Annotated in this window: 10 protein-coding genes; 7 read left to right on the top strand and 3 right to left on the bottom strand. The window is 53.5% G+C overall.

Annotated elements, in window-relative coordinates:
• Nucleotides 1-146: 146 nt before the first annotated feature.
• The gene (locus tag ACLBVC_RS14595) at nt 147-1,331 is read right to left on the bottom strand and encodes a M20 peptidase aminoacylase family protein (RefSeq protein ID WP_410150225.1); all 1,185 of its coding nucleotides are present in this window, start codon (nt 1,329-1,331) and stop codon (nt 147-149) included.
• 240 nt (nt 1,332-1,571) lie between these two features.
• Here ACLBVC_RS14595 and ACLBVC_RS14590 point away from each other — a divergent pair, with 240 nt between their 5' ends.
• From ACLBVC_RS14590 to katG, 6 genes are all read left to right on the top strand, one after another.
• Nucleotides 1,572-2,558, top strand: coding sequence for an MsnO8 family LLM class oxidoreductase (locus ACLBVC_RS14590; protein WP_410150224.1), 987 nt, complete (start codon nt 1,572-1,574; stop codon nt 2,556-2,558).
• 9 nt (nt 2,559-2,567) lie between these two features.
• Nucleotides 2,568-3,905 (top strand): LLM class flavin-dependent oxidoreductase, encoded by a 1,338-nt coding sequence (locus ACLBVC_RS14585; RefSeq protein ID WP_410150223.1) that lies wholly within the window; start codon nt 2,568-2,570, stop codon nt 3,903-3,905.
• A gap of 138 nt (nt 3,906-4,043) precedes the next feature.
• Complete coding sequence (gene acuR / locus ACLBVC_RS14580) at nt 4,044-4,706, top strand: acrylate utilization transcriptional regulator AcuR (RefSeq protein ID WP_410150222.1); 663 nt, start codon at nt 4,044-4,046, stop codon at nt 4,704-4,706.
• Nucleotides 4,707-4,795: 89 nt separating this feature from the next.
• Nucleotides 4,796-5,773 (top strand): acrylyl-CoA reductase (NADPH), encoded by a 978-nt coding sequence (gene acuI / locus ACLBVC_RS14575; protein WP_410150221.1) that lies wholly within the window; start codon nt 4,796-4,798, stop codon nt 5,771-5,773.
• 195 nt (nt 5,774-5,968) lie between these two features.
• Entirely contained in the window at nt 5,969-6,940 is a 972-nt protein-coding gene (locus tag ACLBVC_RS14570) for a chemotaxis protein (RefSeq protein ID WP_104921679.1), read from the top strand.
• Nucleotides 6,941-7,196: 256 nt separating this feature from the next.
• Nucleotides 7,197-9,407: a catalase/peroxidase HPI gene (katG, locus tag ACLBVC_RS14565; protein ID WP_410150220.1), complete on the top strand. Its 2,211-nt coding sequence runs from the start codon at nt 7,197-7,199 to the stop codon at nt 9,405-9,407.
• A 125-nt stretch (nt 9,408-9,532) separates the two neighbouring features.
• Here katG and ACLBVC_RS14560 read toward each other — a convergent pair whose 3' ends face one another.
• The gene (locus ACLBVC_RS14560; protein ID WP_410150219.1) at nt 9,533-9,721 is read right to left on the bottom strand and encodes a YjfB family protein; all 189 of its coding nucleotides are present in this window, start codon (nt 9,719-9,721) and stop codon (nt 9,533-9,535) included.
• A 275-nt stretch (nt 9,722-9,996) separates the two neighbouring features.
• Between ACLBVC_RS14560 and ACLBVC_RS14555 the strand changes: the two genes are divergently transcribed.
• Nucleotides 9,997-10,650 carry an ECs1377 family protein gene (locus tag ACLBVC_RS14555; protein ID WP_410150366.1) on the top strand — a complete coding sequence of 218 codons (654 nt, stop codon included), beginning with the start codon at nt 9,997-9,999 and terminating at the stop codon, nt 10,648-10,650.
• Between the two features lie 296 nt (nt 10,651-10,946).
• Here ACLBVC_RS14555 and ACLBVC_RS14550 read toward each other — a convergent pair whose 3' ends face one another.
• Nucleotides 10,947-11,900, bottom strand: coding sequence for a hypothetical protein (locus ACLBVC_RS14550; RefSeq protein WP_410150218.1), 954 nt, complete (start codon nt 11,898-11,900; stop codon nt 10,947-10,949).
• Nucleotides 11,901-12,151 lie beyond the last annotated feature (251 nt).

Below are 12,151 nucleotides of genomic sequence, written 5' to 3'. Positions count from 1 at the left end.
ATTTCACTATTCCCGAGTGTTACAGGGATGTAAAACAACAAAATTAAATAATGAAATAGATAAATTGGAAATAAAGCGCTGTCTGGAATAACCACGCAAAACGCCCGGATTACCGGGCATTTCAGGTTGAATGAAATTAATAAAGGTTATTTTACGGTTAATTCCCGCAGTGCTTTTTCAGCCAGTTGCTGGAAATAAGCGGCTGCCGGATAAATAGCGGATTCATCAGGATTAAATTGCGGATGATGCAAACCAAATTCACTGGCGGAACCGATGCTGACGAACGCGCCGGGGACGTGATGCAGATAAAAAGCAAAGTCTTCGCCGCCCATCTGCGCCGTCGCGACTTCCGTTTTATAGCCAAATTCAGCCGCTGCTTCCAGGCTGAAATCCGCCCAGCGTGGCGTATTCACCACCGCCGGTGGCCCGCCAAACCAGTGCAGTTCGGCTGTCGCGCCCAGTGCGGTGGCCACGCCTGAAATCACCTGACGGATACGTTCCGGAATTTGTTCGCGGACAGCGTCGTTATGCGTGCGCACGGTGCCTTCAAGTTCGACGGTTTGCGGCAGCACGTTCCAGGTATTGCCACCTTCGATACGCGTCACGCTGACTACCGCCGCTTCCTGCGCGCTGACGTTGCGGCTGACCACGGTTTGTAGCGCCGAAATGATGTGGCTGGCGGTGACAATACTGTCGACGCCTTCCTCGGGATGCGCGGCGTGTGCGCCTTTGCCGGTGATCGTGATACTGAACCGGTCTACGTTGGCATAGAACGCGCCGCCTTTGGTGGAGAAGGTGCCGACCGGCAGTTCCGGCGCATTGTGCAGGCCAAATATCGCATCCACATTTTCCAGCGCACCGGCTTTAATCAGTTGCGATGCGCCGCCAAAACGTTCTTCCGCAGGCTGGAAAAACAGACGCACGCGCCCGGGAAGCTGATCTTCACGCGCTTTCAGTAAATACGCGGCACCGAGAATAACGGACGTGTGAAAATCGTGGCCGCAGGCGTGCATCACGCCGGGATGTTGCGAACTGAAAGGCACGCCGGACGCTTCTTCAATCGGCAGCGCATCGATATCACCGCGCAACGCTACCAGCGGGCCATGCTGCGGGCCGATTTCAGCCACGACGCCGGTTTTCAGCCCGAGATCCAAAATCCGTACGCCGGCCGCATTTAGCCAGTCAGTAATTCTTTGTGTGGTCGCAAATTCCTGATTGGATAACTCAGGGTTCAGGTGTAATTCACGACGGTGGGCGATGAGTTTTTTTTCTAATTCTGATGAGCCTGACACCGTATGGGTGCGCTCGTCATTGGCAAGTGAAATGCTCATTATTCGTAGCCTTTTATAAGATAGGTTCGCAGTCATTTCATCGTAGACAGGAAACTCTTTTTAGCGAAAGACTCACTGGCTATATTTTATAAGCAGTTTTGTTCTCATAGCTCATAGCAAAATAATGGCTATCGATGCGCAATTTAATTATTTAGCTTTGCCCTTACTTCGTGGAACTCTTTTTAACATGAACTGACTTTTTTCATGAATTGAAACCAGTGGATAAAAGGAATGCCCCGAGTGAATTACCGACTGAGCTTATTAGACCAAAGCCCGATAAATGAAGGACAGCGTGCGGAGCAGGCACTGGAGGCGACGCTGACGTTTGCGAAAACGGCGGAAAAACTCGGTTATCACCGCCTGTGGGTTTCTGAACATCACGACACAGAAAAGCTGGCAGGCAGCTCGCCGGAAGTGCTGATTGCCTGGCTGCTGGCGCAGACATCGACACTGCGGATCGGCTCCGGTGGCGTCATGTTGCAACATTACAGCCCGTATAAAGTGGCTGAGAATTTCCATCTGCTCTCGGCGCTGGCGCCTGACCGCGTGGATATCGGCATCGGCAAAGCGCCCGGCGGTTTACCGCTCTCAACCAAAGCGCTGCGGGGCCATGCTCCTGCAGATTCCGCGCCCGGTTTCCCTGCGCAGTTACAGCAACTGACGCATTATCTGACGCATCTCGACGACAATCTGGCCGGTGTCGAAGCCCGCGCATTGCCGCAGCCGCCGGTTGCGCCACAGCGTTTCCTGCTGGGTGCGAGCAAAGAAAGCGCCCGTCTGGCGGCGTCGCTGGGCTGGAATTTTGTCTTCGCCGGTTTTATCAACACGTCCGCGGAAGTGATGACTGAATCGGTGCTGGCGTACCACGAGTATTCCGCCGGACAAGGGCAGGCGCTGGTCAGTCTTGCGGTGCTGGCCGCCGAAACGCGGGAAGAAGCCGCCGCGCTGGTGGCGGAACAACATAATTTCCGCGTCACCGTCGGCGATAAACATGTGACCGTCGGCACCCGCGAACAGGCCGAAGCGTTCGTCCGGCAGGCCGGGGCGACGCAGTACCGCATCGAACAGCAGCAGATCAGCGTGTTGCACGGGACACCCGCCGACATTCATGAACAGCTGCGCGACATTCAGCGTCGTCTGTGCGTTAACGAATTTGTCATTCATACCCCACTGACAGATGCCGCCGTGCGTCTGAAGTCCATCGAATTGCTGGCTGGCCAGCTGTAAGGAGATCTCATGAGCCATTCAAAAAGTATCAAGCTCGGTCTGATGTTGCACGGTGCAGGCGGGCATATGAATTCGTGGCGTCACGAAAAAGCGCCCGCTGATGCCAGCGTGAATTTTCCCTATTTCCGCGATTTAGCGTTGCGCGCCGAAGCCGCCGGTTTTGATTTCCTGTTCGTGGCCGATGGTCTGCACATCAACGAAAAATCGCTGCCGCATTTCCTCAACCGTTTCGAACCGATTGCGCTGCTGTCGGCGCTGGCGTCCGCCACCCACAGCATCGGGCTGGCAGGGACGATTTCGACGTCGTACAGCGATCCGTTTACCGTGGCGCGCCAGCTGGCATCGATCGACAACATCAGTCAGGGGCGTGCGGGCTGGAACGTGGTGACGTCACCGCTGGCCGGCTCGGCGAAAAACTTTGGTAAAGATCATCCGGAACACGCGCTGCGTTACCAGATTGCGGAAGAGTACATCAGCGTGGTGCAGGGTTTATGGGATTCGTGGGAAGACGGTGCGTTTGTGCGTGACCGTGAAAGCGGCGTGTTTTTCGATGCGGCCAAACTGCATAAACTCAATCATCAGGGGCAATTCTTCTCGGTCGAAGGCCCGCTGAATATCCAGCGCTCCCCGCAGGGTCAGCCGGTGATTTTCCAGGCGGGCGCTTCCGATGCCGGTATCGCGCTGGCGGGTAAATCTGCCGATGCGGTCTTCACCAATGCCCGCACGCTGGAAGAGGCGCAGGAATACTCCGCCAAACTCCGGGCGCAGGTGGCAAAAAATGGCCGTCATCCGGTGGGGATTTTCCCCGGCATCAGCCCGGTTGTCGGCAAAACCGAAGCGGAAGCCGAAGCCAAATATCAGTATCTGCTTTCGCTGTTGTCGCTCGACGACGCACTGGCATATCTCGGACGCTTCTTTGACCATCACGATTTCAGCCAATATCCGCCGGATGGCCCGTTCCCGGAGCTGGGCGATTTAGGCCAGAACACGTTCCGTTCCACTACCGACAGCATCAAGAAGCTGGCGAAAGAGGAAAACCTGACGCTGCGCGAAGTGGCGTATCAGACCACGTTGCCACGCGGTGAGTTTTTCGGTACGCCTGAACAGGTCGCCGACCGTCTGATTCGCTGGGTGGAAGAGGGCGGTGCGAGCGGGTTTATCATCAGCGGACCGGTGCTGACCGAAGCGCTCGACGACATCACCCGTCTGGTGCTGCCGGTGCTGGCGGCGCGTGGTTACTGGCATCCTTCCGAGGCGCATACGCTGCGCGAGCGTCTGGATATTCCGTTCAAAACGAACCGTTACAGCGTGCAGGAAACTGTCCGTGAGGCAGTGAGCGAAAAATAGTTACAACATACTAATCGTTAAAAAAAGCCCGCCCGGTTAAGCCGCAGCGGGCTTTTTGCTGTTCAGGGGATGACAAGGTTGCCTGTGAAGGGAATTGGGCGTAGGCTTTTGGCAATTAAAAAACGATCGGTCTAAATCATGAGTGATGCACTGACAATCCCGCCGGAAGACCCGCCAGAGGCGGCTAAAAAGCCCCGCCGTGGCCGTCCGCCGAAAACCGAACGCGAGTTTGCGGATACGCGTGAAGCGCTGATCCGCTCCGGGCTGGAAGTCATCACGGAAATGGGCTATCTGTCTGCGGGCATCGATGCGGTGATTAAAAACATCTCCGTGCCCAAAGGATCGTTCTACCACTATTTCGGCAGCAAACAGGATTTCGGCATGACGGTGCTGACGTCCTATGGCTCGTTCTTCGCCCATAAGCTCGACAAATTTTTACTCAACGACGCATTGCCGCCGCTGCAACGCATCGGCGCATTTGTCGATCACGCAGGACAGGGCATGGCGAGATTTGAATTTAAACGCGGCTGCCTGGTCGGCAATTTATTACAGGAATCACCGCTGCTTCCCGATGATTTCCCGGAAAAGCTGAAAGCGATTTTGCAGGAGTGGGAAAGCCGTGTGGCACGTTGTCTGCAAGAAGCGCAGCGGTCGGGCGACTTAAACTCAGACATGCCACCGGCGCAGCTGGCAGAAGTTTTCTGGTCGGGCTGGGAAGGAGCAGTGATGCGCGCCAAACTGTTCCGTTCAGCCGAACCCCTGAATCAGTTTTGGGCATATTTTCAGAAAAGCCTTCAATAAGAAATTCAAGAATAGCACCTGCAATCATTACGTTAGTCATCGCATTTCTAACGACAACTCTCGAATGTCTGAATAATTAAGGGAAAAAAATGAAAGCACTGGTTCTGGAACAGCAAGATAAAGCCACACTGGCCGAAGTCAAAGAAATCGCACTGCCGGAAATGGCGGAAGGCGATGTGCTGGTGGATATCAGCTGGTCCGGTCTGAATTACAAAGACGCGCTGGCGATCACCGGCAAAGGCAAGATCATCCGCCAGTTTCCAATGGTGCCGGGGATCGATTTTTCCGGCCGCGTCAGCCGCAGCAATGACGCCCGTTTTACTGCCGGTCAGCCGGTCATTCTTACCGGCTGGGGTGTGGGCGAAACACACTGGGGCGGTCTGGCAGAGCAGGCCTGCGTGAAAGGCGACTGGCTGGTGCCTTTGCCGGAAGGGCTGGCGGCGCGTAATGCGATGATCATTGGCACGGCAGGTTTCACCGCCATGTTGTGCGTGATGGCACTGGAAGACGCAGGCGTTAAACCGGAAAGCGGAACCGTCGTCGTGACCGGTGCCAGCGGCGGCGTGGGCAGCACGGCTGTCGCATTGCTGCATACGCTCGGTTATACCGTTGCGGCGGTAACTGGCCGCGAGTCCACGCACGATTACCTGCGTAAACTGGGTGCCAGCGAAATTCTCTCCCGCGATGATTTCGCCGAAACCCGTCCGCTGGAAAAACAAACCTGGGCAGGCGCGGTGGATACCGTCGGTGACAAAGTGCTGGCCAAAGTGCTGGCACAAACTAACTATGGCGGCTGCGTGGCGGCCTGCGGGCTGGCAGGCGGTTTTGGTCTGCCGACCACCGTAATGCCGTTTATTTTGCGCAACGTGCGTTTGCAGGGTGTTGATTCCGTCTCTGTGCCCGCTAACCGCCGTTCTGCCGTCTGGGAACGTCTGCTGAAAACCCTGCCGCAGAGTTTCTACGAGCAGGCGGCGACCGAAATCACGCTGGAACAGGCTCCGGCCGTGGCGGCAGATTTCCTTGAGAATAAAATTCAGGGCAGAACACTGGTGAAAATCGCCGGTTAACCGCTTTTTCCGGCATCTCACGGGTGCCGGATCACTTTCTCCTGCTCAATTTCCTCCCTGCACTAAAGAATTTCCCCGTCCGAGCCGATAAATGAGCAGTCCCTCTGAGAAAAAAAGAAAATTAATTTCCTGTTTTTCCGAATGACGCGCACGGCAAACGCACACGAAAACTAATAACGAAGGCATGGGGAAAGTATGGATAATTTTCAGAAAGAAATTGATGAAAGAACAAATCTCACTTCATCAAACCGGTTTGAATTACTGTTGTTCCGTCTGGGCTCATCGCCAGATGAAGATCAGTCAGAATTATTTGGCATCAACGTTTTCAAACTACGTGAAATTGTCCCTATGCCGACGCTGACCAAAGCGGCGGGAATGTCATCGCCGATGATGGGGATGACCAATATTCGCGGTGAAATTATCCCGGTGATTGACCTGCCTGCGGTTGTCGGCTGCGTGCCGAAAACCGGGCTGAATATTTTGCTGGTCACCGAGTATGCCCGCAGCACGCAGGCGTTTGCGGTGGAGTCAGTGGACGATATTGTTCGTCTGGAATGGAGCCAGGTACTGGCCGCAGAATCCGGCGTGAAGAGCCGTAACATCACCAGTATTGCGCGCCTGGATAACGATAAATCCAGCAACCGTCTGGCGCTGGTGCTGGACGTCGAGCAAATCCTGCACGACATTATCCCGAACAACAATATCGACATGGATAAGAAGAAAACCAGCTCGTTCAAGATGAAACCGGGCACCGTGGCGATTGTTGCGGAAGATTCCAAAGTCGCGCGTCAGATGCTGGAAAAAGGCCTGAACATGATGGAAATCCCGGCACAGATGCACGTAACCGGTCTGGAAGCCTGGAATAAAATCCGCAAAATGGCCGAAGAGTGCAAAGCGGCGGGCGTGCCCATCTCAGACAAAATTTCCTTTGTGCTGACAGATCTGGAAATGCCGGAAATGGACGGTTTCACGCTGACGCTCAATATCAAACGCGACGAATTCCTGAAGAATATTCCGGTGATTATCCACTCCTCGCTGTCAGGCAGCGCCAACGAAGATCACGTCCGCAAAGTCGGCGCCGATGGCTATGTGGCGAAATTCGAAATCAACGAACTCGAAGCGGCGATCCGTAAAGCGCTGGATAAACGGAACGTGGTTCACGCATAACATTGAGTTTCTCTGTGAAGAGCCCGCTTCAGAAAATCTGAGCGGGCTTTTTTCATTTTGCGACGCCCAAAAGAGAAGCCTTTCACTTTAACTGGCTAATCTATAATCAGAGTCAGGATTCAGAAGTTGTGGAAACTCACAGAACAAATACTGGGATCAGAAGGGAAGGTCTATCAAATACATAGGGTGTTCCAGATGTGACTGGGTTAAATCCGCGTATAGAGTAGCAATGAGACTATAAAAAAGGAGTGTGAGCATGAGCAGTTCTATTGATGAAGAAGCAAACGACGCAAAGCCAATTGTAGAAGCCGACCGCGAGGCCTCCGCCGGTAAGTGTCCTTTTCATGCAGGAAAAACCAATGAAGCGTCCGGCGGCGGGACAAGTAATCGCGAATGGTGGCCTAACCAGCTCAGAACCGATTTGCTGAACCAGCACTCCGCCCGCTCAAACCCGTTGGGTGAGGCGTTTGATTACCGTAAAGAATTTGCCAAATTAGATTATTCCGCGCTCAAAGCCGATATCAAAGGCGTCCTCACCGAGTCGCAACCCTGGTGGCCTGCCGACTGGGGCAGTTACATTGGTCTTTTCATTCGTTTAGCGTGGCACAGCGCCGGGACCTATCGTTCCGTTGACGGTCGCGGCGGCTCTGGTCGCGGTCAGCAACGTTTCGCCCCGCTGAACTCCTGGCCGGATAACGTCAGCCTCGATAAAGCGCGCCGCCTGCTCTGGCCGGTGAAACAAAAATACGGGCAAAAAATTTCCTGGGCCGATCTCTATATTCTGGCGGGTAACGTCGCGCTGGAAAATTCTGGTTTCCGCACCTTTGGATTTGGTGCCGGACGTGAAGACGTCTGGGAACCGGACTTGGATGTAAACTGGGGCGACGAAACTACGTGGCTGGAACATCGTCATCCTGAAGAACTCGCCAAATCCCCGCTGGGCGCAACCGAAATGGGGCTGATTTACGTCAACCCTGAAGGCCCGAACCACAGCGGCGATCCGGCCTCTGCTGCACCGGCCATCCGCGCCACGTTCGGCAATATGGGCATGAACGACGAAGAGATTGTCGCGTTAATCGCCGGTGGTCACACGCTGGGCAAAACCCATGGCGCGGCAGAAGCCAGTCATGTAGATGTTGACCCGGAAACCGCACCGATCGAAGCGCAGGGTTTAGGCTGGGCAAACAGCTACGGCAGCGGTGCCGGTGCGGATGCCATTACGTCCGGTCTGGAAGTCATCTGGTCGCAGACGCCAACGCAGTGGAGCAACTACTTCTTCGAAAACCTGTTCAAATATGACTGGGTGCAGACCCGCAGCCCGGCGGGCGCTATTCAGTTTGAAGCCACCGATGCACCGGATATCATTCCGGATCCGTTTGATACCGCGAAAAAACGCAAACCAACCATGTTGGTGACTGACCTGACGCTGCGTTTCGATCCGGAATTTGAGAAGATTTCGCGCCGATTCCACAGCGATCCGCAGGCCTTTAACGAAGCGTTTGCCAGAGCCTGGTACAAACTGACACACCGCGATATGGGGCCAAAAGCGCGCTATATCGGACCGGAAGTGCCGAAAGAAGACTTAATCTGGCAGGATCCATTGCCGGTGCCGGTTTATCATCCGACGGTTGCCGATATCGCCGTGCTGAAAGAGAAAATTGCGGCGTCCGGCCTGACGGCGGGCGAACTGACGTCTGTGGCGTGGGCATCCGCCTCGACGTTCCGTGGCGGTGATAAGCGCGGCGGAGCAAACGGTGCGCGTCTGGCATTACTGCCGCAAAGACAATGGGACGTTAACGCTGCCGCTGCGCGCGTGTTGCCAACGCTGGAATCTATTCAGCAGTCGCACCCGAAAGCGTCACTGGCGGATGTGATTGTGCTGGCAGGCGTCGTTGGTGTTGAAAAGGCGGCGAAAGCGGCTAACGTCGACATCGATGTACCGTTCACGCCGGGACGTGTGGATGCGCGTCAGGATCAGACCGATATTGAGTCGTTTGATTTGCTTAAACCGAAAGCCGATGGTTTCCGTAACTATCGCGGTGATACCGGCAAAACTTCGACTGAAAATCTCCTGATCGACAAAGCCCAGCAACTGACGCTGACCGTACCGGAATTAACGGTGCTGATTGGCGGATTGCGTGCGCTGGGAAACAACTTCGACGGCAGCCAGCACGGCGTATTCACCGATAAAACCGGCGAGCTGAATACGGACTTCTTCACCAATCTTCTGGATATGCGCACTGAATGGAAAGCCACTGATTCGACTGGTGAACGTTTCGAAGGCCGTGACCGCGTAAGCGGAGAGTCTAAATTCACCGCCACCCGCGCCGATCTGGTGTTTGGCTCAAACGCGGTTTTACGCGCCAGCGCCGAGGTTTACGCCAGCAGTGATGCGAAAGAGAAATTCGTGAAAGACTTCGTTGCCGCCTGGACCAAAGTGATGAATCTGGACCGTTTCGATATTTGAGATGTTGTGAGTTGACGTATTAAGTTGAAAGCCTGCCCGGGTGACTGGGTGGGCTTTTTTGGGTTAAGGGGTTGAATTAAGTTCTTTTTCTGCGCAGGTACGCCCCGTGCCTCTCAAATCACGACTCAAACAGCGATATTAATATTGCGTCCAATCGCCGGGTTAGCAGGCAACTGTGGGATTGACTCGATGAGGCTCGCTGCCGTTGACTGCTGATTATCCAGCGTTTTTTTCAGCATCAGGGTGTTCACCTTGTTGCTGAGATCCAGGTTATCAAGACCGGTCGCCAGTGAAGCAATTTGCGATACATCCATTTTTGTTCTCCTGTTCAGTGCTGCGAAAAAGGGACTCATGGAGTGTTATCGGCATTTTGAGGAGAAACGTTAGAAAAAATTCAGGAGGTATTTTGGGAGGGCAGGTGCGTGCTTAAGCGGACGTTGAAATAGCGCGGTTATAGCGTGCACGAGGCGCAGAAAAACAGGTAATCCGTTTACCGTTAAAGTAGAAAAGTGATATTTTTTGTCGCGTAAACAACGGTATGTGGTTTAGTTTTATACCGTTTGATAACAGACAGGCGCGGGGAGTCATGATGAGTGAACGTATCGACTATCAAATCGAAAAATACCATTTTGCGGCAATCGACGAATCTCCCCGGCTAACACAGCAGTGGGCGGAGGTGACAGAAGAGTGCCGGCAGATCAAAGCCGGAAGTGAAGAGCGCCTGCATCTTGCGCTGCTGAATGTGGATTACGTCACCAGTTTTGAAATACCTTTTCGCCTCCAGTTGATCCGCGCCCCGCAGTTGATAGATCAACTGCGTAAAACGCTGCCGTTAGGCCGCAAGCCTGTCAACATCAGCGAAAACCGGTACGGCTGTGTCTACAGCATCAGGGCCGATCTGAACAATGTCCCCGATGCTTTTCGCTACCGTTTTACTCACCGGATCCGCCGCGTGACAGCGGATGGTGTGACAACTGCCTCGTATCAGGAAATTGCAAAACAGGTTAAAGCGCCACGAGAGCGTCTGCGCCTGGCGCTGGAAGCCGGTTTATCTGTCAGCGCTCTCGATGGTTTGTTCTGGTTTGGCATGCAGCGTATCGCCGCTGACATCTCAACACTGAGAAAGTCCGGCATGCGTATTTCCACTGCTGAGGCCGAAGCCTCCGATAATCTGACTGGGACCACACGGCAGATCCCGGTCTACCGGTTAGCGCCTCCTCTGGAAAACAAAAAGCCCGCTTAGTTTCCTGAGCGGGCTTTTCTGGTGGGGATCGTCATTGCCAGTAACTGAATGATAAGTTGGCTGAAATCGGGTTCACTTTTTGTCAAATGCCTCTGAATGACCCGCTGTAGAGGCTGGTTACCAAAGGCGGGTGCTACCCGGTTTCCCCATCAACTATTCTGATATGACTGATCACAATGCCACGTGCCAGACAAGCATTAATGGGCAAAGAGCGCAATCAAGATAATGATTGGAATGGGTACGCCTAAAAATAACAGTAACAGTGAGCGCATGGTAAACCTCTCTCATATTAAGGATTATAAATCACGTTGACGGCCACCGAAGGTCGCACACAGGCTGGCTACGAAGGCGCCCGCCAGCAAAGAAATGAATGTCCAGAGCATCAGATAGCTGGTGGTTTTGCGTGCGGCATCAGCAGCTTGCTGCGCTTTTTCCTTCGCTTCTTTTAATTTAGCCTGGGCTTTGTCATAGGTGCTTTGTACCTTCTGTTCAGCCTCTTGCTGACTGATACCTGTGTTTTGAGCAATCAACCGCGCGACATACTGACGATCATCCTGGGGTAAGGCGCCGGACGTTATGCTATTGGCAAATATACCGGTCACTTCGGCTAACTGTGCAGGAGAAACGGACTCGTGAGAGGCAGATGGCGTTGCAGGAGCAGGCGCGACTGTTGACGAAGCGGGGTCGGCTGCACCGTTTGCAGGTATGGCAGGATTGTTCGCCCTGAACATCGTGTTAACGAAATAGTCCATTGACGAACCGGGTATTGCAGATGACTTATTAGCTAAACTCGCCGCACCGCTGGCAACGTTACCCACAATTTTAGCTCCCCCGCCAACGAGGGTCCCCAATGTGCTCGTTAACAGCACAGCAGATATAAGCGCCGCGACAGCCCAGGCTAAAAACCCATGTGCAGTATCGCGGAAATAGACTTCATCGGTGTGGGTATCGACCCATTTCGTGCGCAGTCGTCCGGATAAATAGCCTCCCATACCTGACGCGACAATTTGAGTGAACGTCAACCAGGCTATGGCAGCGATACCCACCGTACCAGCGTCAAGCCCATGATTTTCCCATGGTGAAACGGACGTAAGACCTAAACCAGCGCCCAACATAAGCAAAATCAAAGCGAGGGATGCCGCAGCTGCCGCGCCAGCAAATATGGCACCCCATGATACGGCGCTGCTGCTCGCGGTGGGCAGACGCGTATCGGAATACGTAGCTGTTGAGTGTTCGGGAATGTGAGTCATTGATGTTGTCCTTAATTAATCTTTGCGTTCGTAACCGGGAACTGATTGGATAAACAGGAAACATTTTCGTCTTCAACATTAAGACTCTTCAGGAGCCGGGTGATGCAAGTTATAAAAAGGAAGGCTGTAAAACTTAAAAAAAGTAAAACTAAAAATCACAATGGAAATTTATTCCATGACTAAGAATAGTAGATAATTTCGCAAAAAATGAATTTTTAAAATTTAAAAATAAGTTAATTTTTACTGCGGGA

This window comes from Rahnella selenatireducens (genome assembly GCF_046449555.1).
GTDB classification, from domain to species: domain Bacteria; phylum Pseudomonadota; class Gammaproteobacteria; order Enterobacterales; family Enterobacteriaceae; genus Rahnella; species Rahnella selenatireducens.
This window is presented reverse-complemented; position numbering and strand designations above follow the sequence as displayed.

Coding starts and splice junctions, on each gene's coding strand:
- ACLBVC_RS14560 (WP_410150219.1), bottom strand. CDS start 9,721: ATGGATGTATCGCAAATTGCTTCACTGGCGACCGGTCTTGATAACCTG.
- ACLBVC_RS14595 (WP_410150225.1), bottom strand. CDS start 1,331: ATGAGCATTTCACTTGCCAATGACGAGCGCACCCATACGGTGTCAGGC.
- acuI (WP_410150221.1), top strand. CDS start 4,796: ATGAAAGCACTGGTTCTGGAACAGCAAGATAAAGCCACACTGGCCGAA.
- ACLBVC_RS14585 (WP_410150223.1), top strand. CDS start 2,568: ATGAGCCATTCAAAAAGTATCAAGCTCGGTCTGATGTTGCACGGTGCA.
- katG (WP_410150220.1), top strand. CDS start 7,197: ATGAGCAGTTCTATTGATGAAGAAGCAAACGACGCAAAGCCAATTGTA.
- ACLBVC_RS14550 (WP_410150218.1), bottom strand. CDS start 11,900: ATGACTCACATTCCCGAACACTCAACAGCTACGTATTCCGATACGCGT.
- ACLBVC_RS14555 (WP_410150366.1), top strand. CDS start 9,997: ATGAGTGAACGTATCGACTATCAAATCGAAAAATACCATTTTGCGGCA.
- ACLBVC_RS14570 (WP_104921679.1), top strand. CDS start 5,969: ATGGATAATTTTCAGAAAGAAATTGATGAAAGAACAAATCTCACTTCA.
- acuR (WP_410150222.1), top strand. CDS start 4,044: ATGAGTGATGCACTGACAATCCCGCCGGAAGACCCGCCAGAGGCGGCT.